Annotated in this window: 18 protein-coding genes, 1 tRNA gene and 2 pseudogenes; 11 read left to right on the top strand and 10 right to left on the bottom strand. The window is 71.1% G+C overall.

The window, feature by feature from the left end:
* Positions 1 to 196 precede the first annotated feature (196 nt).
* Complete coding sequence (locus AB0D59_RS49960; protein WP_362579512.1) at positions 197 to 886, top strand: GAF and ANTAR domain-containing protein; 690 nt, start codon at positions 197 to 199, stop codon at positions 884 to 886.
* A 262-nt stretch (positions 887 to 1,148) separates the two neighbouring features.
* On the opposite strand, the gene AB0D59_RS49965 is transcribed toward AB0D59_RS49960, so the two are convergent.
* Positions 1,149 to 1,221 (bottom strand) — tRNA-Arg (locus AB0D59_RS49965).
* A gap of 320 nt (positions 1,222 to 1,541) precedes the next feature.
* Here AB0D59_RS49965 and AB0D59_RS49970 point away from each other — a divergent pair.
* The 7 genes and pseudogenes from AB0D59_RS49970 to AB0D59_RS50000 all read left to right on the top strand — a co-directional run bounded on the left by AB0D59_RS49970 (position 1,542) and on the right by AB0D59_RS50000 (position 10,153).
* Positions 1,542 to 3,149 carry a dynamin family protein gene (locus AB0D59_RS49970; protein WP_362579515.1) on the top strand — a complete coding sequence of 536 codons (1,608 nt, stop codon included), beginning with the start codon at positions 1,542 to 1,544 and terminating at the stop codon, positions 3,147 to 3,149.
* A gap of 312 nt (positions 3,150 to 3,461) precedes the next feature.
* Positions 3,462 to 5,471: a YfjP family GTPase gene (locus AB0D59_RS49975; RefSeq protein WP_362579518.1), complete on the top strand. Its 2,010-nt coding sequence runs from the start codon at positions 3,462 to 3,464 to the stop codon at positions 5,469 to 5,471.
* Positions 5,472 to 5,713: 242 nt separating this feature from the next.
* Positions 5,714 to 6,181 carry a single-stranded DNA-binding protein gene (locus tag AB0D59_RS49980; RefSeq protein ID WP_362579521.1) on the top strand — a complete coding sequence of 156 codons (468 nt, stop codon included), beginning with the start codon at positions 5,714 to 5,716 and terminating at the stop codon, positions 6,179 to 6,181.
* 371 nt (positions 6,182 to 6,552) lie between these two features.
* Positions 6,553 to 7,935, top strand: coding sequence for a Cys-Gln thioester bond-forming surface protein (locus AB0D59_RS49985; protein ID WP_362579523.1), 1,383 nt, complete (start codon positions 6,553 to 6,555; stop codon positions 7,933 to 7,935).
* Positions 7,936 to 7,971: 36 nt separating this feature from the next.
* Positions 7,972 to 8,331, top strand: coding sequence for a hypothetical protein (locus AB0D59_RS49990; RefSeq protein WP_362579526.1), 360 nt, complete (start codon positions 7,972 to 7,974; stop codon positions 8,329 to 8,331).
* Positions 8,332 to 8,459: 128 nt separating this feature from the next.
* A pseudogene (locus AB0D59_RS49995) lies at positions 8,460 to 8,732 on the top strand (IS630 family transposase); the annotation flags it as partial.
* A gap of 191 nt (positions 8,733 to 8,923) precedes the next feature.
* Entirely contained in the window at positions 8,924 to 10,153 is a 1,230-nt protein-coding gene (locus tag AB0D59_RS50000) for a GNAT family N-acetyltransferase (RefSeq protein ID WP_362579529.1), read from the top strand.
* 257 nt (positions 10,154 to 10,410) lie between these two features.
* Here the strand turns inward: AB0D59_RS50000 and AB0D59_RS50005 are convergent, their stop codons facing one another.
* The 3 genes and pseudogenes from AB0D59_RS50005 to AB0D59_RS50015 form a co-directional block, all read right to left on the bottom strand.
* Positions 10,411 to 10,893 (bottom strand): hypothetical protein, encoded by a 483-nt coding sequence (locus AB0D59_RS50005; protein WP_362579558.1) that lies wholly within the window; start codon positions 10,891 to 10,893, stop codon positions 10,411 to 10,413.
* 209 nt (positions 10,894 to 11,102) lie between these two features.
* Positions 11,103 to 11,312: pseudogene (locus tag AB0D59_RS50010) on the bottom strand (NAD(P)H-binding protein); the annotation flags it as partial.
* A gap of 247 nt (positions 11,313 to 11,559) precedes the next feature.
* The gene (locus AB0D59_RS50015) at positions 11,560 to 13,206 is read right to left on the bottom strand and encodes an MFS transporter (protein ID WP_362579532.1); all 1,647 of its coding nucleotides are present in this window, start codon (positions 13,204 to 13,206) and stop codon (positions 11,560 to 11,562) included.
* Between the two features lie 239 nt (positions 13,207 to 13,445).
* Between AB0D59_RS50015 and AB0D59_RS50020 the strand changes: the two genes are divergently transcribed.
* The gene (locus tag AB0D59_RS50020; RefSeq protein ID WP_362579534.1) at positions 13,446 to 14,033 is read left to right on the top strand and encodes a TetR family transcriptional regulator; all 588 of its coding nucleotides are present in this window, start codon (positions 13,446 to 13,448) and stop codon (positions 14,031 to 14,033) included.
* 371 nt (positions 14,034 to 14,404) lie between these two features.
* On the opposite strand, the gene AB0D59_RS50025 is transcribed toward AB0D59_RS50020, so the two are convergent.
* The 6 genes from AB0D59_RS50025 to AB0D59_RS50050 all read right to left on the bottom strand — a co-directional run bounded on the left by AB0D59_RS50025 (position 14,405) and on the right by AB0D59_RS50050 (position 20,174).
* On the bottom strand, positions 14,405 to 15,661 hold the full coding sequence (locus tag AB0D59_RS50025; protein WP_362579537.1) for a tyrosine-type recombinase/integrase: 1,257 nt from the start codon (positions 15,659 to 15,661) through the stop codon (positions 14,405 to 14,407).
* Between the two features lie 703 nt (positions 15,662 to 16,364).
* On the bottom strand, positions 16,365 to 16,604 hold the full coding sequence (locus AB0D59_RS50030) for a helix-turn-helix domain-containing protein (RefSeq protein WP_362579539.1): 240 nt from the start codon (positions 16,602 to 16,604) through the stop codon (positions 16,365 to 16,367).
* A gap of 252 nt (positions 16,605 to 16,856) precedes the next feature.
* On the bottom strand, positions 16,857 to 18,488 hold the full coding sequence (locus AB0D59_RS50035) for an ATP-binding protein (RefSeq protein ID WP_362579541.1): 1,632 nt from the start codon (positions 18,486 to 18,488) through the stop codon (positions 16,857 to 16,859).
* Complete coding sequence (locus tag AB0D59_RS50040) at positions 18,485 to 19,030, bottom strand: HNH endonuclease (RefSeq protein ID WP_362579544.1); 546 nt, start codon at positions 19,028 to 19,030, stop codon at positions 18,485 to 18,487. Before AB0D59_RS50040 ends, AB0D59_RS50035 begins: the two co-directional genes overlap by 4 nt.
* Before the next feature lie 2 nt (positions 19,031 to 19,032).
* Complete coding sequence (locus tag AB0D59_RS50045) at positions 19,033 to 19,815, bottom strand: hypothetical protein (RefSeq protein ID WP_362579547.1); 783 nt, start codon at positions 19,813 to 19,815, stop codon at positions 19,033 to 19,035.
* Positions 19,812 to 20,174: a hypothetical protein gene (locus tag AB0D59_RS50050; RefSeq protein ID WP_362579549.1), complete on the bottom strand. Its 363-nt coding sequence runs from the start codon at positions 20,172 to 20,174 to the stop codon at positions 19,812 to 19,814. The genes AB0D59_RS50045 and AB0D59_RS50050 overlap by 4 nt, the downstream gene beginning before the upstream one ends.
* Positions 20,175 to 20,381: 207 nt before the next feature.
* On the opposite strand from AB0D59_RS50050, the gene AB0D59_RS50055 reads away from it, so the two are divergent.
* Both AB0D59_RS50055 and AB0D59_RS50060 read left to right on the top strand, forming a co-directional pair.
* Entirely contained in the window at positions 20,382 to 20,717 is a 336-nt protein-coding gene (locus tag AB0D59_RS50055) for a winged helix-turn-helix domain-containing protein (protein WP_362579552.1), read from the top strand.
* Positions 20,718 to 20,877: 160 nt separating this feature from the next.
* A complete protein-coding gene (locus AB0D59_RS50060; protein WP_362579555.1) occupies positions 20,878 to 22,125 on the top strand; it encodes an XRE family transcriptional regulator in 1,248 nt (415 codons plus the stop codon).
* The last annotated feature ends 598 nt before the right edge of the window (positions 22,126 to 22,723 follow it).

Genomic DNA, 22,723 nt, shown 5'->3' on the forward strand with positions numbered 1-22,723 from the left:
GCCGCCCCGCGCCTCGCCCCGTGCCCCCGTCCGCGGGCGCCCGCGCCGCCCCCCCCGCCCCCGCGCTCAACGGCACAGGAGCGCCTCCCCTCGGCTGGAAGTCCCTTCTGACAACGATGTCAGAATCGGCTTTCCGAGGCCGTCCCGCTCCGCGTGCGATGCTGGGAGCGGGACGGACCGGGAGGCGGCGGACGCGATGGACTGGGCTCGGTTCGCACAGCGGCTGGCGTCGTTGGCGCGGGACCTGCTGGCGCAGGAGTCGGTCGACGCCACCCTGGCCCGGATCACCGACTCGGCCACGGAGCTGGTGGAGGGCTGCGACGCGGCCGGCATCCTGGTGGTGCGCGGCAAGGAGGTGCGGACGCTCGCCCCCACGGCGCAGCTGGTCGTCGACAGCGACCGGCTCCAGGAGCGGCTGGGCGAGGGGCCGTGCTTCGACGTCGCCCGCGACGAGGACGGGGAGCGGGTGTACCGCATCCGGGACTTCTCCCAAGACCAGCCTGACTGGCCGGAATTCACCCCCCAGGCCCACCGGCTGGGCGTGGGCAGCATGATGGGCTTCCTGCTGTACACCGAGGACGAGGAACTCGGCGCGCTGAACTTCTACTCCCGCCGGCCCGGCGCGTTCACCGAGGCCAGCGAACTGGCCGGCTGGCTGCTGGCCTCCCATGCGGCGGTCGCCTTCTCCAGCGCCCGCACCCAGGCCCAGCTGGAACAGGCCGTCGCCACCCGGCATCTGATCGGCGAGGCCATGGGCATCCTGATGGGCTGCCACCACCTCACCGAGGAGCAGGCCTTCGACGTGCTGCGCCGCTACTCGCAGGAGAACAACATCAAGCTCCGCGAGGTCGCCCGCCGGGTCTGCGAACAGGGCCCGCTGTCCTGACGGGCGGTGCGGGCGGGCGGCCGGCTGTGCGGGGCGTCGGCGTACGACGGGCGGTGCGGGCGGGCGGCGGTGCGGGGTGTCGGCGTACGACGGGCGGTGCGGGCGGGCGGCGGTGCGGGGTGTCGGCGTACGACGTCGACAACAAGCCCTTTCTCGGCTGCCCGCGGCGTCCGCGCCCATGATCGGCGAAACCCGGCCGGAACGGCCCCGGGGGCGCGTCTGACCTGCGGTGTCCCGGGAAAACGGATGGCTGCGGAGTAGGCGCCCCCGGCAGGACTCGAACCTGCGGCCAAGCGCTTAGAAGGCGCCTGCTCTATCCACTGAGCTACGGGGGCCGGCTGTGCTGGCCTCGTACGTACTGCCCCGGTCGGGCCGGTCCGTGACGTTGCCGGGGACAAGGATAGAACTCCCCGGTCCTCGTCCCGGTTGCTTCGCCTCCGTGGCTCAATGTGGAGGTTCGGTGAAGCGGTCCTGATAATCGCAGGCAGGTACGAATCGTGCACCGCTTTTGGCGTCTGGCGCACCGGGTGTTGTGCACTCGTTATGCCTGGACTGTGCCTCCGTCCCAGTCGTCCCTTCCGCCCGTTGTGTTCTGTCGGCGCGCAGACATGTCTATATGCTTCAGAATTCCCCTAAAATTGGGCATTCTTCGCATGTGGTGACCTTGGACGTACGGCCTCAGCTGCTCGACACACTCTCCGCTCTGCGCGACCGTGTCGCCGCCGCACGCTTTCCGTTGCCCCTGGCGGGGGCCGCACGCGCGCGTGCCAATCGCGACGAACTGCTCGCCCAACTCGACGACTATCTGGTGCCCCGGCTCAAAGAGCCCGAAGCGCCGCTTCTGGCCGTCGTGGGCGGATCGACCGGTGCCGGCAAGTCGACCCTCGTCAATTCTCTGGTGGGCCGCCGGGTCAGTGAGGCGGGCGTGCTGCGGCCGACCACCCGCACGCCGGTCCTGGTCTGTCATCCGGAAGACCATCACTGGTTCAGCGGCATGCGCGTGCTGCCCGACCTCACGCGTGTGTGGGTACCGAACCAGGAACCCGGCGACGACCCCTTCCTCCCCGGCGAGAACCCCGCGCGCGTGCTGCGCGTCGAGACCGTCGACAGCCTCCCCCGCGGACTCGCCCTCCTCGACGCCCCCGACATCGACTCCCTGGTCGTCGACAACCGCTTCCTCGCCGCCGAACTCATCTGCGCCGCCGACATCTGGGTGATGGTCACGACGGCCGCGCGCTACGCGGACGCCGTCCCCTGGCACCTGCTGCGCACCGCCAAGGAGTACGACGCCACCCTGGTGACCGTCCTCGACCGGGTCCCGCACACGGTCGTCTCCGAGGTCTCCCGGCAGTACGGCGCCCTCCTCACCAAGGCCGGACTCGGCGACGTGCCCCGGTTCACGGTGCCCGAGCTGCCCGAGTCCGCGTGGGGCGGCGGGCTGCTCCCGGCCACCGCGGTCGCCCCGCTGCGTGCCTGGCTCCTGCAACAGGCCCAGGACCCCGGCGCCCGCCAGCACACCCTGGCCCGCACCGCCCACGGCGTCCTCGACTCCCTCAAGGCCCGGATGCCCGAGCTGGCCGCCGCCGCCGCCGCCCAGTACGCCGCGGCCCTGCGCCTGACCTCCGCCGTCGAGGCGGCCTACGACAGCGAGCACGCGCGCGTGCGCGGCCGGCTCCAGAGCGGCGCCGTGCTCGCCGGTGACGCCCTCAAGCGCTGGCGCGCCTTCCCCGTCGACTGCGCCGCCGGCGAACTCCTGGACGCCCTGGTGGAGAGCCTCGCCGCGCTGCTGCTGTGCGCCGTGACCGCCGCCGACGAACGCGTCGACGACTCCTGGCGCCGCGAACCCGCCTCCGCCGCCCCCGGACTCACCGACCGCGGCCCCTCCCTGGAGAGCGCCGAGCACCGCATCGGCATCGCCGTCCGGCGCTGGCGGCGCGAGCTGGAGGAGTACGCCGACGACGAGGTGCGCGAACTCGACCGCAGTGTCGCGCCGGACTCCGAGGCGGTCGCCGCCCTGGTGGCCACCGCGCTGCTCGGCGGGCGCCGCACCCGGGTGGCGGGGGAGCGGCTCGCCGAACGCATCGGCGCCCATGGCGCGCTGCGGCTGCGCGACCGCGCGGGACGGCTGCTCGGCGAGCACGTGGACCGCGTCATGCACGCCGAACGTGAACGCCGCCTCGCCCCGCTGGACGCCCTGGACGTCCACCCCGAACCCCAGGCCGAACTCATCGCCGCCCTGTCCGTCCTCCAGAAGGAGAGGTGACCGGTGACCGCCGTCACTGACCACGACCACACGGATCACATGGAACGCATGGATCACACCGGTGACTACACAGGTGAGTACACGAGTGACTGCACCAGTGACTGCACCGGTGACCTCGAAAGCGGCCTGACCGCGGCGGACTCCGCACCGGACGCCGGACGAGAGCCGGGACGAGAGCCGGGACGAGAGCCGGGGCGGGGGGCCGGACGGGAGCCCGTACCGGCCCGCGTACCGACCCGCGTACCGGACTGTGTACCGGACCGCGTGCGGGACCCCGTTCACGACCCCGGTCCGGACCCGGTGAGGACCTCTGTGAAGGACACCGCGAAGGGCACCGTGACGGAGTCGGTCAAGGACCCGGGGAGGGAGCCGGCCAAGGGCTCGGCGAAGGGTTCGGGGAAGGACTCCGCGCCGGATTCCGTGAAGGAAGCCGCGAACGCCCCCGGGGCGCGCCTCGTAAAGGACTCCGTGCCGGACGGGCCCCGGGCCCGGCGGGACGGGACCGGTACGGAGCCCGCCGGCCCGGCCGAGGGCGCCACCGAGACCGTGCCGCACGCGCGCGTGCAGGAGCAGCGGGACCAACGCGAGCAGCGGGAACCGGGCGACGACGACCCGGGCGCCGCCGACGACGTCTGGGACGACGGCCTCATCGCCCGCCGGGTCAGTGAGACCGCGAAACCGGCCGCCCCCGTCCTGGAGACCCGGGGCCCGGGCGCCCCGCCCCCCGCCCCGCTGGCCTACGACGGACAGCTGCGCTCCCGCCTCGACGCGCTGCGCGAACTCGTCGGCCTGTCCCGCACCCGACTCGACAGCCAGACCCTCTCCGAGGCCGGCCGGGTGCTGGACGAGGCCGCCGCCCGGCGCCGGCTCTCCGGCCAGCACACCGTCATCGCCATCGCCGGCGCCACCGGGAGCGGCAAGTCGCAGCTGTTCAACGCGCTCGCCGGAGTCGCCATCTCGGAGACCGGCGTACGGCGCCCCACCACCGCCGCGCCCATCGCGTGCAGCTGGAGCGACGGCGGCGCGGCCCTCATCGACCGGCTCGGCATCCCGGGCCGGCTGCGCCGCCGCCCCGTGCACAACCCGGAGGCGGACGCGCAACTGCGCGGGCTGGTCCTGATCGACCTGCCCGACCACGACTCGGCCGTGGTCCAGCACCGCGAACACGTCGACCGGATCCTGAAGCTGGTGGACGCGGTGATCTGGGTCGTCGACCCCGAGAAGTACGCCGACGCGGTGCTCCACGAGCGTTATCTGCGGCCCCTGTCCGGTCACGCGGAGGTCATGTTCATCGTCCTCAACCAGACCGACCGGCTCCCCGGCGAGGCCGCCGACCTGGTCCTCGACGATCTGCGCCGGGTGCTCGACGAGGACGGTGTCGCGCTCGGCGAGTACGGCGAACCGGGCGCCACCGTGCTCGCGCTGTCCGCGCTCACCGGGGACGGCATCGGCGAACTGCGCGAGGCCCTCGGCCAGTTCGTCTCCGAGCGGGGCGCGGCGGCCCGCCGGGTCGCCGCCGACGTGGACGCCGCGGCGGCCCGGCTGCGGCCCGTCTACGCCACCGGGCGCCGCGCCGGGCTCAGCGAGGAGGCGCGCGACGACTTCGCCGCGCGGCTGGCCGACGCGGTGGGTGCCACCGCCGCCGGCGAGGCCGCCGAACGGGCCTGGCTGCGCAACGCCAACCGGGCCTGCGGCACGCCCTGGTTGCGGCTGTGGCGCTGGCACCAGGGGCGCGGCGAGCAGCCCACGGGACGCCTCCAGCAGGCCCAGCCGGAGGAGGAGGCCACCGCGCGGCAGCGCGTCGAGCAGGCGGTGCGCACGGTCTGCGACCGGGCCTCGGCCGGACTGCCCGCGCCCTGGGCGCAGGCGGTGCGGGAGGCGGCCGTACGCGGCTCGCAGGGCCTGTCGGAGGCCCTCGACGACCTGGCCGCACGGGCCGGGCTGCCCCCGGGACGGCCGCCGCGGCCGGGCTGGTGGCCGGTGGCGGTGTTCGCGCAGGCCGCCATGACGCTCCTCCAGGTGGTCGGCGGGCTGTGGCTGGTGGGGCAGATCACCGGGGTGATGGCGCCCAACCTGGGCGTGCCGGTGCTGCTGATGGTCGCCGGGATCGTCGGCGGGCCGCTGGTCGAGTGGGGCTGCCGGTTGGCGGCACGGGGCCCGGCACGGCGGTACGGCCTGGAGGCGGAGCGCCGCCTGCGGGAGGCGGCGGCCGGGTGCGGCCGGGCCCGGGTACTGGACCCGGTGGCGGCGGAACTGCTGCGCTACCGGGAGGTACGGGAGCAGTACGGCAGGGTGACGCGGACGGGGGCCGGGGTGGGGTGACGTCGGCGGGGGCCTGGCTGGGCGAGGTCCGCTGTGGGGGAGGTGGGTCACTCATCCGGGTGGTGGGGTTTTCCCCAGGCCGCCGGTGGTCCACAGCGCTCGGCGGGCCCGGTCCGGCCGCGGCAGTCTGGTCCCGCGGCGATCGCCACGAGGGCGGCCGCCGCGGTGGACACAGCCGTACGGGACGGGCCCGTACGCGGATCCGCCCCGGCCCCGGCGGCCGGGCGTGGGAGGGGTTCGTGATGAACGAGACGTTGGTCTGCGCGGTGGGCAATGTGGCGACGCAGCCGGTCTACCGGGAGCTGGCGGCGGGACCGTCGGCGCGGTTCCGGCTGGCGGTGACCTCGCGCTACTGGGACCGCGAGAAGAGCACCTGGACGGACGGCCACACCAACTTCTTCACGGTGTGGGCCAACCGGCAGCTCGCCACCAACGCGGCGGCCTCGCTGTCCGTCGGCGACCCGGTCGTCGTGCAGGGGCGGCTGAAGGTGCGCACCGAGACCCGGGAGGGCCAGCAGTGGGCCTCCGCCGACATCGACGCGGTGGCGATCGGCCACGACCTCGCCCGCGGTACGGCGGCCTTCCGGCGGGCCGGGAAACCGGAGACGGCGACACCGGCACCGCCCCGGCCGGAGCCGGACTGGGAGACGCCGGCGGATTCCCCCGGCACCGCCGCGCAACAGCGGTCGGAACCGGTGGCGGTGACGTGAAGTCGACCCGGGCGGCCGGCCGTTTGCCACGACAGACCGAACTGCCACCGACTGATAGCCCCTTGACGGGTTGTCGGCGAGCGGCCCGCGAAGTGCCCATCGGGACGACTTGGTGGATTTGTCGATAAGCGCTGCTCATTCGGCGTTCCGCGATAACGATTACGGATCGGATCGCTCATCCGACCATCTCACCGGGAATGGGCGGTCCGACTGATCCATAGGATGCCGGGCGTGGCCCCTGGGGTCGCTGATTCTGCTGGTGGGACCGCCCCCCCGCGTTCAAGGGGTCCTGCTCGAAGGGGAATTCTGTGCTCGCTGCGTTCTCTGGTTCCTCGGCGCCCGGTGCGTCCGCCAGGCACTCCGGTACGCCCGTGTCCGCGAGAGGCGTGGTCCGCCTCGCCGTCGCGGCACTGACGTCCGGGCTGGTGGCCGTCGTCGCGCTGACCGGTGCCGGCCGGGCCGCGGCCGACGACGGCACCACCCAGAGCCAGAGCGGGGCGACGGCGACCATAGGCGGCCTGAAGACCTACGGTGAGGCCGTCGTGCACGGCGACGGCGGTGACGAGCAGGTGGCCGCGGGCCTGTTCGAGATGTCCGTGGACGGCGGCGGCATGCTCCAGACGTACTGCGTCGACCTCCACAGCCCCACCCAGCGGGACGCCAAGTACCACGAGGCGGCCTGGAGCGGCACCTCGCTGGGCGCCAACACGAACGCCGGCAAGATCCGCTGGATCCTGCAGAACTCCTACCCGCAGGTCAACGACCTCGCCGCGCTCGCCCGCAAGGCCGGGGCCGGCAGCCTCACCGAGCAGGACGCTGCGGCCGGTACCCAGGTGGCGATCTGGCGGTACTCCGACGGCGCGGACGTCGACGCCGTCGACCCGCGGGCCGAGAAGCTCGCCGACTACCTGGAGAAGAGCGCCCGCGGTCAGACGGAGCCGCAGGCCTCGCTGACCCTGGACCCGCCCGCGGTCTCCGGCCCGCCGGGCGGCCTGCTCGGCCCGGTCACGGTCCACACCAACGCGCGCACCGTCACCGTGGTCCCGCCCGCCGACGCGGCCCTGACCGGCGTACGGATCACCGACAGGACCGGCAAGCCGGTCAGCACGGCGCAGGACGGCACCGAGCTGTACTTCAAGGTCCCCGACGACGCCGCGGACGCGTCCGCGGAACTCGCGGTCCAGGCGTCGACCACCGTCCCGGTCGGCCGCGCCTTCACCTCCGAGAGCCGCAGCCAGACGCAGATCCTGGCCGGCTCCAGCGAGTCCACCGTCACCGCGACCGCGAACGCGACCTGGGCGGAGCAGGGCGCGATACCGGCACTGTCGGCCGAGAAGAACTGCGCCGCGGGCGGCGTGGACATCACCGCGGCCAACACCGGCGACCAGCCGTTCACCTTCGAGCTGATGGGCACCGAGCACACCATCCCCGCGAACACCTCGCGGAAGGTGACCATCCCGCTCCAGGAGGACCAGGTCTACGACTTCACGATCAGTGGCGCCAACAGCCTCGAACGGCGCTTCACCGGCGTCTTCGACTGCAAGACCCAGGCCGCCGAGAGCGGCCTCACCACCCAGACCCTCAGCGAGCCCAGCCCCGCCTCGGTGGGCGGCACCGCCTCCGACGTCAACCTCGCCGCGACCGGCGGCGACTCCGCGACCGGCGTGATCACGGGCGTCGCCATCGGCCTGGTGGTCATCGGCGGCGCGGTCCTGGTGATCCTCCGCCGCCGGGAGAACCCCACGGGCGACTGAGCCCCGCGGAGGGACCCCGCGGGGCAGTATGACCTCATGACCAAGTCACCCCGCGGCGTCTCCTCCGACTCGGTGCTGTCCCTGTGGTCGCAGGACTCGGTCCTCTCGATCGGCTCGGTGGGATCCGTCCTGTCCATCGGGTCGGTCGGCTCGGCCCTGTCGGTCGGCTCGATCGGCAGCGCCCTCTCGGCCGGTTCGATCGGCTCGGCCCTCTCCCTGGTCTCGGCGGGCTCCTGGCTGAGCACGGGATCCCTCCTGTCGGCACAGTCCCGCTGGTCGGTCCTGTCCTGGCGCTCCTCGCACGCCCTCCGCGCGGCCGGGGTCGTGGGCGTGACGGCGGCGACTGCCCTCCTACTGCACCGAACACTGCAGAAGCCTTCAGCCGGCCTCGACTGAGGCCACCACGACCACCCGCGAACCCCCAGCTCACAGCCCCCCGACCAAACGGTTGACACCAAAGGCTGGACGTCGGGCGAGGTAGGGCGTTTCTCATCATCGGGGTTGGCGGAACCGCTGCTCAGACTTGGATGCGGTCATATGCGCCGTCGTGGAAGTTGAAGGTCCTCACGCCGGTGTCGTACGCGTCGCGCATGTGGCCGCTGCGGCAGTTCACGCTCGCCCACTCGATCCATCCCAACCACACAGTGCAGACCGGCGAGTTGCACCGCTATCTGCGGTGGCGTGACCAGAACGCCCGGCACCCCGATGTCCTGGCCGCCCAGCGACGCGAACGTGCCCGCGTCCGCACCGAGAAGGGCATCCGCTGGGCCGGACGCCCACTGCCCGTCACGGCCTGACGCCTGGCTCACGACCGCCGCCGAGCCCTACCACCGTGACTCACCCCCCCCGGGCCGGGTTTGGACCGGGCTGTGCTGCGTCCGGCTGCGGGCCCGGCCGTAATTCGCTTGCCCTGGTTACGGGGCAACGCTGCACTGTCCCCAGACACCATGAGTCGTGGTGCCGGCATCCCGAGGAGGCAGCGGCAGCGATGGAGATCCGTCCCACGACCGACAAGGATCTCGACGTTTTCGTCGACACAGTCCATGCCGCATTCGGGCTCTTCCCGGAACCCCCGATCGAGGGGGGCGGACTCTGGTGGTCGGCGCTCGAAATGGACCGCTGCCTGCTCGCCCTGACGGCGGACGGGCGGCCTGTCGGCACCGCCGCGGCGCACTCCTTCGAGCTCACCCTGCCCGGTGGGACCCTCGTTTCGGCCGCCGGGGTGACCGCCGTCGGTGTCCTGCCCTCGCGCCGACGCCAGGGCGTCCTCAGCGCGATGATGCGGCATCAGCTCGCCGACTTGAGGGCCCGCGGGGAGTTTCTTTCCGTGCTGCTGGCCTCTGAGGCCCCGATCTACGGCAGGTTCGGCTACGGACCGGCGACCTACACGGCGCGGCTGACCGTGCCGTGCCACCGGGCCGTTCTTGCCGTTCCCCGGGCGCGCGGAGTGGCCGACGCACCAGCGACCGGCTCGGACAACGGCTCGGTCGAGGTGCTGCGTCGGGCCGAGTGCGGCGAGATTCTGGAAGAGGTCTACGACCGGTACCGCCGCGCCCAGCCCGGCGCACTGTCCCGGCCGCACCGCTGGTGGGCCTTGCGCGCGGGGCAGCCCCCGATCTCGCCGACGCCGCGCTACGTCGCCGTCCACCGGGACGCCGACGGCGTCCCGGACGGGTACGCCAGCTACTCGGTCGATTCCGGCACCCTGACGGTCGACGAGACCATCGTCACCGACGACGCCGTCTTCACGGCCCTGGCCCGGTTCGTACTCGGACACGACCTGGTCTCTCAGGTCGTGTTCAAGCACGTCCCGCCCGAGCACCCGCTGCGCTGGCAGTTCGCGGACTTCCGCGCCGGCGAGGTGGGCGGCGACACGGACTGGCTCTGGGTGCGGCTGCTGGACATCCCGCGTGCTCTGACCGCGCGCGGCTGGTTCACCGACGGCGAGCTCGTCCTCGATATCGACGACCCGTTCTGCGGCGAACACGGCCGCTACCTGCTGACCGTCCGGGACGGCAGAGCCGACTGCGTCCCCACGGACCGGAAGCCCGACCTGTCCCTGGACGTGCGCGACCTGGGCTCCGTCTACCTCGGCGGCACCGCCCCGAGCACGCTCGTACGTGCCGGACACATCCAAGCCCACCGCCCAGGCGCGGCCACCCTCGCTGACTCCCTCTTCCGCGCCGACCGTCCCCCGCACTGCCTGCACTGGTTCTGACCGCGCGTTCGCCGACCCTGCACAAGTCTCGTTGGCCCGTGGTCACCCGTCGGGGCGGATGCCACCGACGGGCGAAGGGGTGAGTGGGTCTAGCCAGGAGCGGGGGGGCGAGGGCGGCCGGGCTGGAGCGGGCACGCCGTCACGAACGACCGTCTGACACGGACTCGACCAGCACGGACTCACAGATATCTGTGTCCCGATGGGAGAGGCGGTGCGCGCTGCGGACATCGCGCTTTCCCCCGGCTGTCGAACGCGGCTCAGCCCCGGTAGAAGTCCCTGCGGGCGGCCACGAACGCCTCGATCGACCGGGCGGGGGTACCCGTCACGCGCTCGACACCGTCGGCCGTGCGGTCGTAACGGTTCTCCCGATGCAGCCGGGCCATGGTGGCGACGTGCTGTTCGAGGTGCGGCGGCATCCCCAGCTTCGGGAGCTGTGCCTCCCACCTCTGCGGAGGTACGTCTACGTAGGACACCGGCCGGCCCAGCGCCCAGGAGAATTCCGCGGCCAGCTCTGTCATGTCGACCGAGCGCGGCCCGGTGAGCTCGTAGACCTGCCCGATGTGCGGGGCCGGGTCGCGGAGGACGGTGGCGATGACCCGGGCGACGTCGTCGACGGCGATCGGTGAGGTGCGTCCGGTGCCGAACGGCAGCGCGATCGTGCCGTTCTCCTGGATCGATCGGGCTGCCATCGTGGTGAACAGGGGGGTGTCCAGGAACGCCGTCGGCCGGAGGTGCACCACGGGCAGGCCGGACCATCGAAGACCTGCTCCGCCAGCCGATGGAGCCGCTGTTGGTGCGAGTCCTCGGTGCTGGTGGCGGTCATCTGTGACACCGTCATCTGCGACAGGTCGACCAGGGCCGCCAGATTCCCGTACTCCCTCGAGACGGAGGCCACCACGGTCGCCGCGAGCAGGTGGTCCGGTGACACGCGCAGGGCGAAGTACATCCGCACAACGCCGTGCAGCGCGGCCGCCACCGTCTCGGGCCGGGTCAGGTCGCCGATGACGACCTCCGCGCCGAGCGCCCGCAACTCAGCGGCCCGCTCGTCCTCTCGGCGGACCATGAATCGCACCGGCACGTCGTGGGCACGCAGGTGCTCGAAGACCGTACGGCCCACGCCGCCTGCACCGGGGATGAGAACAAGGTTGTCGGCAGTCATCAGTCGATCTCCTTCGGGGCAACGGGATATCTGGTCCGAGGTGTGATCAGAGCGTCAGCGGTGCCGGCCGCAAGGCGTTGACCGCGGTGACGTCACAGCTGATCGGGATGGCGGTTTCGCAGGGATCTCCGGTGCTGTCGCTGGTTCTACGACCGCCGGGCGGAGGAGGTCGGCGGCACCGAAGTCGGCACAGGTCGGCCAACCACGCCGGCGATGTCGGGGGCGGCGCCGCGGAGGCGGTCTGTGATCACAGTTGGGCTCCTGCGGTCTCGCGCGGGGACTTGTCACCGTCGGCGGCCACGGCGGAGTCCTTGCCCGGCAGGAAGACCAGCACGACGACCGCGCCGACCAGGGCGACGGCCGCCGACCCCATGGCGGTGATGTGCATGGCTTGGATGAAGGCGTCGTTCGCCGGCCGCACCAGCGCCCTGCCGGTCGGTCCCAGCTTCTCGGCGACAGCCAGGGTCGCCTGGACGGATTCACCTGCGGCGTGCCGGTCGGAGGCGGGCAGCGCGCCCAGGTGGCTGTCGATGCGGTCGCGGTAGGTGGTGGACAGCAGCGATCCGAGCACGGCGACCCCCATGGCCCCGCCGACCTGCCGGAAGGTGTTGTTGACCGCGGATCCGGAGCCGGCCTTCTCCCGCGGCAGCGACGACATGATCATGACGGTGGCGGGCGGCATCACATGGGCCATCCCCGTGCCCATCAGGAAGAACAGCACCTCCAGCACCCAGATGGGGGTGCCCTGGCCGAGCAGCAGGAAGCCCGCGAAGGCCACCGCGGTCACGACGAGCCCGGTGGCGCACACGGTCCGGGCACCGAAGCGGCCCACGACCAGCCGGGCCCGCGGGGCGAAGAACATCTGGGAGGCGGCCAGCGGCAGCACGAGCAGACCGGACTGCAGGACGCTGTAGCCCCGCACGCTCTGGTTGTAGAAGACGCTGAAGAACGTGACGCCCATGAGAGCGAAGAAGACCAGGCCGATGGCGGCGACGGACGCGGAGAACCGCCGGTTGCGGAAGTAGGAGACGTCGAGGGCCGGATGGTCGCTGCGGGCCTCGTACACCACGAAGGCGACGAGGACCGCCAGGCCGCCGAGGATCGTCACCCAGGACTCGGGCCGGGTGAAGTCGCCCAGCTGGCCGCCCTTGATGATGCCGTAGACCAGGAGCGCCAGACCGATGATCGACAGCAGCACCCCGAAAGCGTCGAGGCGGCCGGGTCTGGGATCCCTGGAGTCGGGGACGATCGCCACCATCGCGGCCATCGCGGCGACCACGATCGGCACGTTGACCAGGAAGACCGAGCCCCACCAGAAGTGCTCCAGCAGGATGCCGCCGGCTATGGGGCCGGCGGCGATGGCGAAGCCGACCACGCCCGTCCAGATGCCGATGGCCTTGGGCTGCTCGTCACGCTCGAAGACGTTCATGATGATCGCGAGGGTGGCGGGCAGGATGAAGGCGCCGCCGAAGCCCATCACGGCGCGGAAGGCGATGAGCTGTCCGGAGGAGTCCGACAGCGCGGAGAGCGCGGATCCTGCGCCGAACACCAGCATGCCGAAGAGCAGCACCTTCTTGCGGCCGAGCCGGTCACCGAGCAGGCCCGCGGTGAGGAGCAGTCCGGCGAAGACCAGGGTGTAGGAGTTGACCGCCCACTCCAGCTGGCTCTGGGTGGAGCCGAGTCCGACGGGGGCGGGCTGGGCGATGGTCTTCATCGCCACGTTGAGGATCGAGTTGTCCAGCATCACCACCAGGAGGCTGCACGAGAGCACGGCCAGGATGGCCCAGCGCCGACGGTGGACCGCTTCGGGAACCCTTCGTCGCTGGGCGGCCGGTGCGGATGGCGTGGACTCGGCGGGCGTCGAGGAGCCGGTGGGCGTGGGCGGTGATGCCACGAGGGTCTCCAGTGCTGTCGGTGGTTCTGCGATTGCCGGGCGGAGGGCGGAGGGCGGAGGGCGGAGGACGTCGGCCTCGGACGGTGGGAGGTGGGGGCCTCGGCTTCGGGCCGTGGGGCGCAGCGCAAGGCTCTGCTTGACCTGCCGGAGTGATCTCCCCGGCCAGATAGATGTCGTTCAGAATCTAAACGAGGGGTAGGATAGATGGCAAGCGACATCTATCCGAGGAGGGTGATTGCATGGGCCGCGTGTCCCGGGCGCAAGCACAGGAGAACCGGCAGCGCGTCGTGGCGACCGCCTCGCGGATGTTCCGCGAGAAAGGCACCGCGGTCAGCGTCGCGGATCTGATGAAGGCCGCCGGGCTCACCCACGGCGGGTTCTACAAGCAGTTCGCCTCCAAGGAGGACCTGGTCGACGAGGCCATCGCCCACGCCTTCGCCGAGCAGGCGGCACACTCGGCCATGGCGTTCGAGGAGCGCACCGGGGAGCACGAGGCCGCCCGCCGGACGCTGATCGAGGACTACCTCTCGGTCTGGCATCGTGATCACCCCGCGGAAGGCTGCCCTGTCTCCGGATTCGCCGCCGACCTGGGGCGCGAACCCGAGCAGGCCGCCCGCGCCCAGGACGTCTACGTCAACGGAGTGCGGAACCGTGCCGCTCGGCTGGCCACCGGCGACGACGGCATGGCCCAGCTCTGCACCATGGTCGGCGCCCTCGTCCTCGCCCGTGCCACCCGGAGCGATCCGATCTCCGATGAACTGCTGCAGGCCGCGCGCACGGCTCTCACCGGGAGCGCCCGGCGCGAACCGCAGCAGCGCACGGACTGACCGGGACCGGCCGGGTGCGCGGACCCGGCCGGACGCCCCCGGAGGCCTACGTCGGGAAGGCCGGCCCCGGCACCTGCGGCAAGAGCGCCCCCTCGTACGAGTCGGCCGACTCCCGGGCCGTCCCCGGCCCCAGCGAGGCTCCCCGAGGTCGCTCGACAGCAACCGACAAGGGCAGACCGGCCACCGCCACCACCAGCGAACCCCCAGGTCACAGCCCCCCAACCAAACGGGTTAACACCCAAGGCTGGACGTCAGGCAAGATGGGGTGTGTCTGGCGGCCGAAAGCGTAAAAGGGCCCCTGACCAGTGGCGGAACCGTCAGGCAGGGGCCGGTTTGAGGCCGTGGGCCGGTTGGGGGCCGGTAGCGGTCCGTCAGGCGGCTTCCGGGAGCTCCGGCGGGTGGATGCGCTGGAACACCGACGACACAGCCGCGCGCGCTTTCTCCTCACTGCTCGGCAGGAGATGGGTGTAGATCTTCAGGGTGAAACCTGGGTCGGAATGCCCCAGGTAGACACTCAGAGCTTTGATGCTGCCCCCGGCCTCCAGGACCACCGAGGCGTAGAAGTGTCGGAGCGCGTGCATCCCGTCGTTCGGGGCGGCGGCATAGCGCCGTTGGCCCGGCGCCCTGGGTGGGATGACGCCTGCGTGGGCAAGAGCGGGCTTCCATACGAAGTCGTCGAAGTGGCTTCGCCAAATCGCCTTGCCCACACTGCTGGTGAACACCAGCTTCAACGTCGTCGGCGGCCCGTCCGGCGTCTTCCAAGGCAGAGTGACGGGCACGGGCGGGAATAGCGCCATGTGTTCCCGCAAGCCTGCTCCCACCACGGGGCTGAGGGGCGCGTCCCGCAGCTTGCCGCGTTTGGGCGGGGCGAAGACCAGGGCTCCGCCTATGCGCTTGATCTGTTGGCGGACGTGCACCCACCCCGTGGCGAAGTCGACGTTGTCCTCGGAGAGTCCGAACACCTCACCCTGACGCAGCCCGCAGCCCCCGCCGGCATCCACGGTGGCCGCGTACCGCGGGGGCAGTCCCGCGCGAACGGCCACCACGCGCTCTTCGGGCCATGGCACGATCAGCCGGTGTTCGGGCACCGGGGCTTTGACCGACTGGGCGTGACACGGGTTCGCTTTGAGCACCTTGTCGTCCACCGCAGCGTTGAACAGCGCCGATACCGAGTCGTAGATGGCACGCCGGTAGGTGCCGTTCGGCACGGCCAGCTGAAGCTTGTTCAGCCACGCGCGCACGTGCTCAGGCTTGAACGACCCCATCGGACGCGTACGCAGGTGGGGGACCGCGTGCAGCCGAATACGCCTGCACACGACCTCTTGACTGACCTGGTCGCCGGTCAGCCCGCCCAGGTACTTTTCGGCGTACTCCCCGAAGGTGATCTGACCGGCCTTCGGGTCGACGTAGTTGCCCGCGTCCATGTCAGCTTCGATACGCGTCAGCCACTTCTCGGCCCGGCCCTTCTGCCGGTCCGGAAAGCTCTCGGACTTCTCGGAGCCGTCGGGGCCGAAGTAGCGGGCCCGGTAACGCATACCGACGCCGTGGCGAGCGGTCTTGACGCGAACGGTCTTGCCGTCCGAGGTCTTCTCTTCCTTGAACCAGCGGTCCTGAACGTAGCCAGCCATGGCGGGGGCTGTGTCCCTTCTCGGTAGCAGGGCGCGGCGGGGCCGGTGGGTTCCGTCGGGCCGGTTTTGGGGTGTGCTGGGCCAGGCCTGCTACTTGCTAGAGGCCTGATCACTTGGGGTTTGGGGTGCTAGCGGGGTTGCTACCGGTAGCGGGTGGGGGTGCTACCGGTAGCAGGGCCCGGCGGGGGTTCAGGGAGGCTGAGACAGGGGGTGTCGAGTGCCTTCCTGAGGGGGGTTTCGGGGGTGCTGGGGGTGTGTCTCCCTGCCTCCCTGAGAGAGCATCTGCGCTGATCAGGTAGAGGGAGGCGAGCCAGGGAGGGGGTCAGGGAGTTCTCCCTGCCTCCCTTGCCGGGCGGGGTGTGCCTCCCTGTCTCGCGTCGTGTCCGCCGGGCCCGGCGGGGAGGCGGAGACAGGGGCACCGCGAGGCTCTGTGAGGGGGTGTTCGGGGCGGTTGCGGCGACGCCTCCCCGCCTCCCCGAAGGGGTCTTTGCGCTGATCAGTGCGGGGGATGTGGGATGGGGAGGCGGTTGGGGAGTTCTCCCCGCCTCCCCGGCTGGCCGGGTGCTGCCTCCCCGTCCTTTCGGGCCGATTCCGGGGTGCCGGCGGACGGGGTGCTAGACGCTAGGCCGCAGGCCGGGGGCGGGTTTGGCCGCTAGTGGGGTTGCTAGACCTAGCGGGGGCGGGTGCTAGGTCTAGCGGCCGTTCAGGCAGCGTCTTCGAGGGCGGTCCGCTCCGTCTCCCACGCCTGTACGGCGGTCGGGTTGAAGCGGAGGTAGCGGCCGACGCGGAAGCCCGGCGGGCCGATGTGCTTGCGGCGCCAGGCGTAGACCGTTTCGACGCTCGGGAGGCTGAACATGGTGACCAGGTCTTCCGGGGTGAGGTAGCGGTCCGGGAGGCCACCGCGAAGGGTGGCGCGCGGGTCGGTCGGCTCTTCGGTGGCCATGGTGCTGGTGACTCCTCGTGTCCGTGGGGGCGGTGCGTGGGAGTGGTGCCGGTCGCCGTCCAAGAGAGTTGGTGTATTTCAGCGTCCGCAGCGTCCGCAGCGTCCGCAACGCTGGGTTGCCGCAGGTCAGTTGGGGTGATGGTTGCGGACGCTAGTGCGGACGCTGCGGACGCTGGACGGCTGTAGCGTCCGCAGGTTCGACGTGTCCGGGCCGCTGGTGTGCGGCCCGGCCCGGATGGCTTTCCGGCTACGTCATTCCTGTTCAGGCCAGGTATCTCGCTCCCGGGGCGGGCCGGTCTCCCGCCAGAGAGAGGCCTGTTCGGGCGCGGACGCTGACTCTGCCTCGTCGGGTGCTCGGGAGAGTGTGAGGAGCCGGTGCCGGTCCCGATCGCGGCTACGCTGCGTGTCGTCCACCATGATCCCGATGGACCGCAGCAGTGGGGCGAGCCGCTTGACGCGCCCGCTCGTGCGGGTGGCGTCCACGGGCCAGTTCTTCGGCCTCACCAGCGGCACGGGCAGCACTTCGAGCAACTGCCCGGCGGTGCCCTGCCAGGTACCCACCTGGTCGACCAGGCGGGCGATGGCCAGGGCGAACGCGTCGCCTTCCATCGCGTCGATGGCGACGTTCGCCGACGTGGCGAGGTAGTCGCCCAGGGTGTTCCAGCCCTGCGTCTGGTCGACGGCGGCGAGCACGCGGGCGAAGTCGGCCATGCGCGGCATGGACTCCAGCCGGATGGACGGCAGGACCGCGAGCGCGCACGCCAGCACGTCGAACAGGGCGCCCAGCACGGCCGGGCGGACCACGTCGAACGTGGCGTCCAACTCCTCTTCGGACCGGCGCCGGGTGGCGTCGATCAGCTGCAAGTCGACCAGGAGGACGCGTTCGGCCAGGTCCCCCGCGAGCGCCCCGGCGTCGATCGTGGTCATGGCGAGCACCCGCTTGAAGGTGAGCACCACCACGTCGTCGTCGGTGTACAGGGCCCGGTCGACCACACCGTCACCGGTCACGGCCTTGCACAGGGTGTCCGACAGCCACGGCGGGATCGTGCTGATGTTGTCCAGGCACAGCGCCCATGAGCTGAACGCTTGCCGCGACCACGCCTTTTCGTCCCGTGGCTGACTGCGCTTGGCGGCCGGGGAGGGGTCGATCAGGTTGATGAACATCTGCGCGGCCTTGGACTTGCCCGTGCCCTGCTCGCCCTTGCAGACCAGCGCCGGGTGCGGGATGTCCGGGATCCACGCGGCGATGAGCCAGGCAACGAGCTGATGGAACGCGGACTCGTCCATGTTCAGCAGTGCGTGCAGCTTGGCCAGGCCGTCACCGTCCAACACCGGTGCGGGCATGGGGGCCATCGCGCCGGATCGGCGGAAGAGCACCGGGGCCCGGTCGACCACCTGCCAGCCGATCCCGGAGACCACGACCGCGCGGCCGTCGGCGCTGCCCAGGTCGACCACGACCGCGCCGGACGGATCGCGGCCCACCCGCAGGTTCACGGGCACCGGGTCGTCGTCCTCGGCGATGCCTTCCAGCACCGTCATGGCGTCCGCGAGCGCGGACTGTGAGGCGACCTCTCCGGGGTAGGTGTCCGCGAACTGGCGGGCGAGACGCTGCCGTAGACCGGCCTTGCCTCGCAGCGGGAGCGCGATGTTCGGGCCGTTGAGGGCGACCGCGTAGGGGCGGCCGTCGGTGGACATGACGAACCGGTAGTCCTCGCGGGCCATGGCCACGATCCGCGCGGCGGCCGGCGGGGGCTTCCCGTCGTCGCCCGCCTTCGCGGTCGCCCGGCTCCGGGTGTTCACGGCCTTGCTGGGGGCGTTCACGGCGCCGTTCATCGGGTTCACGGGTCGGGTCGATCCGTTCACGCTGCCGTTCACAGCGTTCACGCGAACACCGCCTCTCCGGTCGGGCCCGTGCACGCCCGCACGGGTCGGGGCGCGCGCAGGCAGTCGGGTCGGATCGACGTCCGGCGGGCGACCGTGTGGCAGGCCGGTCGGGCCGACCGCGCCGGGCCGTGACGTCGGGTGTGACGCGACTCGTCACGCAGGTCAGGGGTAGACCGTCGGTCGATCGGGTCGGGCGTCCACACCGCCTCGTAGGTCGACTGGTTGGCGTGGGCGAGTCGGGCCAGCAGGGGCCAGGTGGTCGGGTCGGTGGTCGGCTGAGTCGGGTCGGCCCACCGCAGCAGGAACAGCGCGAGTGAGAGCGGGAGGCGGTTGGCCTTGGCCTGGTTGCAGTCGACGCACGCCAGCATCAGGGAGGTGACCGACCACGACCGCCACAGCGACTTGGGCGCGATGTGATCGAGGGTGGCCTGACGCAGGTCGGTGAACGGGCGGCGGCAGTAGGCGCAGTGCTGCCCGTGGCGGCGCGCGAGCTGTTCCTTGCGCACGCGCCGCTTGGCGGAGTTGATCGGGTGAACGCCCACGCTCACCACTCCGTCCGGGCCGACCGCAGCCACAGGCCATCCGGCGCCGGGGGCGGGGTCAGTCCGACCAGGTAGCCCCCGGCGTCCGGACGCACGATCAGGGGCGCGGGCTGGCTGCGGTCCCAGCGCACCAGGTCGAACGCGAACCGGCGGCGGTGGTAGTCCGGCAGAGCCTGCTTGTACAGCCACTCACGGTCCCGGTCGCGGTCGGCGGTCCGGCCGAACTCCCCGGACATGACGGCACCGAGACGGATCAGGGTCTCGGTCGGCACGGCCGTCACGCCCTCGTGGATGGCACGGGCCACCAGCAGCTTGCGGCGCGGGAGCTCCCGGAACTGCGCCATGCGGTACCGGTCCAAGCTGGACAGGTAGATGGCCACGCCGACTTCCCCGGCCGTCATCGGGCGGGAGCGGGCCCCCTGGTACCAGAACGACAGGGCGAGCCGGTAGGCGAACCGGCGGCAGTCGGCCACCTCGGGGAACTCCCCGGCGGGCAGGTCTTCGAACGTGGGCGTGATGCCCGCGATCCCGGCCGGACCGAGCGTGCGCACGGCGCCGTTGAGCGCGTCGTAGAGGGTGTCGGTGTCGGGGACCGGCACGGCCAGTTCGTCGGCGGCCGTCTCGAACAGCGCGGCGGCGGCTTCCGTGACTGTCAGTTCCAGCCCCAGGATCGGGATGGTGGGGAAGTCCTCCCCGGCGGGGCGCCGGTCCATCTCCGCAAGGGAGAAGACCGGCGCCGCACTCGGAGCGACCTGCGCGTACAGCGCGTCCGTCGTGTTCGTCACGCCGCGACCCCGTACACGCGGGTGATCGCGGCGGCCAGGGCGCGGGCCCACTTCACGGTGGCCCGGTCCCCACGGCCGTGCAGGGCCGCCAGCGCGTTGGCCGCCTGGTCATCGAACATGACCACGTCGGTGGCCAGGATCGCGAAGTTCAGGGCGTCCCGTACGGCCTGGTCGTCGTCCAGCTCCTCGTACACGAGACCGCCCGACTCCATCAGCAGTCCGAGCATGTCCGCGAACGACAGGTGAGCCACGACCGGAACCGCGACCCGAACGAACTCCTCTTCGTCCGGCTCACCGAAGACGTTCACGCGTCGGCCGGGCAGCGCCGGAAGACCGGACAGGAGAGATGCAGGCATCATGGATGTACCCCTTCGAGGGTCAGGGAGCGGCTATCTGCTTGGCGGTGGAGGCCGCTCCTTGCTTTTCCTGGCGTTGACCAGGGCTTTTCGCGGGATTCCCGAGTGGTTCCGGGAGCCGCTTGCTGACTAGCTTGCACTAGTCTGCTGTGGTGCACAACCCCTGTGGAGTGGTGTGCACTAGTTCGCTGTGGTGGGTACGCTCAGGGCATGACTGTCACAGGAGGGCCCAAGCCCAAGGCGGTGCAGGTCGCCGACGCGCTGCGCGAGGAAGTCAAGCGGATGAAGCCTGGTGACAAGCTCCCCTCGCAACGGGAGCTGATCGAGCGCTTCGGGTTCGCGAGCCAGACCATCCAGAACGGGTTGGCCACGCTCAGGGCCGAAGGGCTCATTGTGTCGGCCGGCAACCTCGGTAACTTCGTTGGTGACGGGACCGTTCCACATGACGACGTGCGAGCCGAGATCAATGAAATCCGCTCCCTGATTCAGACGTTGGCTGAACGGGTGGAAGCGCTCGAAAAGCGCCCCACCGCGAGTGGTGCTTGATCTGCAACCAGCATGCGGGGAACGGAGTGCGTCCGGTAAGTGACACCGAGGGGGCATACGTGAGAGCTGGGGACATGTCCACTGTCCCTTTGCTGTCCCCTTCCCTGTCCCCGGGGGCGAAGCGCGAGACTCGGCAGGTAAGCACTCGGAGGAGGAGCGTATGAGCGACGGCAGGCCTGCATGGGCGCAGCGCATCGCGGCTGAGCGGGCCGCGCGTGACTGGTCTCAGCGGGACGCAGTAAAGGCGCTTCGGGCGCACGCTCAGGAAGAGCTTCCGGCCGATGAAAGCCTGATCCGGCAGTGGAAGCGGTGGGAGTCCGGACAGATCCCCAACGAGTTCTACCGGCCGCTTATCGCGGCGGTCTTCGGCACCGTGACGCACGCCCTCTTCCCCGCGCCGGCGCGCCGCGACGGGGGCAAGGAGATTCTTGCCGTGAGTGGCATGGAGACGCTGGAAATCGTGAGCCGTCTCAACCGATCCGACGTCGACGCAGCCACGCTTGACGCGCTGCGAATCACGACCGATCGGCTCTGCTCGGAGTACCCGTACATGCCGAGCGCACAGCTCCTCATCGAGGGGCGCCAGTGGCTCCGTCGGGTCGTAGAGCTGCACTCGAAGAGCCTCACTCTCTCGCAGCATCGCGAAGTGCTGGCGCTCTCCGGATGGCTCGCCCTCCTTGTCGGGTGCGTCGAGTACGACATGGGCGACCGGCACGCTGCCGAGTCGACGCGGCGGGCCGCGCTCTCCTTGGCGACCGAGTCTGAGAATGCCGAAGTCGCTGGTTGGGCGCACGAGATGCGGGCCTGGTTCGCTCTCACGACGGGCGACTATCGCGGGGTCATTGCAGCAGCGCAGGCCGGAACCGAGGTTGCCGCACACCAGGGCGTAGCTGTTCAGCTTGCCGGACAGGAAGCCAAGGCGTGGGCCCGACTCGGGGACCGCCGACGGGTTGAGGTCGCGCTCGATCGGGGCCGCAACCTCCTTGAAGCAATGCCGCACCCCGAGAACCTGGACAACCACTTCGTGGTGGACCCGGCAAAGTTCGACTTCTACTCGATGGACTGCTACCGCCTGGTGGGAGAGGACAAGCTGGCACGCACGCTCGCTGAGGAGGTTCTGCGCGCGGGCACGGACTTCGACGGCACGGAGCGGTCGCCCATGCGTAACGCGGAAGCGCGGGTCACCTTGGGCGTGACGGCGGCGCGGGAGGGCGACCTCGAACAGGCGCTCATCATGGGGGAGCGGGCCCTCGAAGGGGAGCGCCAATCGATGCCGTCGCTCATCATGACGAGCCGCGAACTAGCGGCGGAGATGAGGCGGGGCTACGCGTCGGAACCTGCTGCTCAGGACTACCTCGCCCACCTGCGTGATCTAGGGCAGTCGGTTCCTGGCTTCCTCCCGCAGTGAGCTGTTAGGGGCGGCCACGGCCGCGCGACCCTTGGCAGCTCGCTTCGCTCGCGCGGCGGCGCCTCGGGACTCCGGCGGCCGTTACGCTCCTCCGGCCCGCGCGAGGAACGAAGAGACCACCCCGGCGCGGCGCGGGGTGGTCTCTTCCCCGTTCCGGGGGCTCAGCGTCCGCAGCGTCCGCAACCCTCTCCGTACTAAGAGCCGCTTTGACCTGCGGAAAAGCGCTCTTAGTGACTCGGGGTTACCGGACGCTGCGGACGCTAGCGGACGCTAAACATTTTGTTTAGCGTCCGCAGGAAATGTGCAGGTCAGGCGGAGTGTGCCAGCCCTCGCGGACGCTGCGGACACTGTTTTCCTTAACTCTCTAGGAGAGGGGTGGATGGGGACGGCTCTTCAGAAGGGGGCGACCAGCCGTCCGCCCCTGAAAAGCCGTGGTGGCCTTCCAAGGAGGGGAGGGGCCGGCGGGGCTCGCCCGCGTCCGCCGTCTGCCCCTTGGAAGGCCACAGGATGGGCCCGCAAGGCGGCAATCCAGAGGGGCCCCTGGATTGCCGCCCCCGCGTACGAGCAAGAGGAGCACCCGGCGCGGCGTGCTCCTCTT

Origin of the sequence: Streptomyces sp. NPDC048417 (assembly GCF_040651615.1) — a bacterium.
In the GTDB taxonomy this organism is placed as follows: Bacteria; Actinomycetota; Actinomycetes; order Streptomycetales; family Streptomycetaceae; genus Streptomyces.

What these genes read in the sequence shown, in the direction of transcription:
- AB0D59_RS50030 (WP_362579539.1), bottom strand. Translation starts at nt 16,604, where the DNA reads ATGGCCACCGAAGAGCCGACCGACCCGCGCGCCACCCTTCGCGGTGGC.
- AB0D59_RS49980 (WP_362579521.1), top strand. Translation starts at nt 5,714, where the DNA reads ATGAACGAGACGTTGGTCTGCGCGGTGGGCAATGTGGCGACGCAGCCG.
- AB0D59_RS50000 (WP_362579529.1), top strand. Translation starts at nt 8,924, where the DNA reads ATGGAGATCCGTCCCACGACCGACAAGGATCTCGACGTTTTCGTCGAC.
- AB0D59_RS50050 (WP_362579549.1), bottom strand. Translation starts at nt 20,174, where the DNA reads ATGATGCCTGCATCTCTCCTGTCCGGTCTTCCGGCGCTGCCCGGCCGA.
- AB0D59_RS49990 (WP_362579526.1), top strand. Translation starts at nt 7,972, where the DNA reads ATGACCAAGTCACCCCGCGGCGTCTCCTCCGACTCGGTGCTGTCCCTG.
- AB0D59_RS50055 (WP_362579552.1), top strand. Translation starts at nt 20,382, where the DNA reads ATGACTGTCACAGGAGGGCCCAAGCCCAAGGCGGTGCAGGTCGCCGAC.
- AB0D59_RS50025 (WP_362579537.1), bottom strand. Translation starts at nt 15,661, where the DNA reads ATGGCTGGCTACGTTCAGGACCGCTGGTTCAAGGAAGAGAAGACCTCG.
- AB0D59_RS50020 (WP_362579534.1), top strand. Translation starts at nt 13,446, where the DNA reads ATGGGCCGCGTGTCCCGGGCGCAAGCACAGGAGAACCGGCAGCGCGTC.
- AB0D59_RS50060 (WP_362579555.1), top strand. Translation starts at nt 20,878, where the DNA reads ATGAGCGACGGCAGGCCTGCATGGGCGCAGCGCATCGCGGCTGAGCGG.
- AB0D59_RS49960 (WP_362579512.1), top strand. Translation starts at nt 197, where the DNA reads ATGGACTGGGCTCGGTTCGCACAGCGGCTGGCGTCGTTGGCGCGGGAC.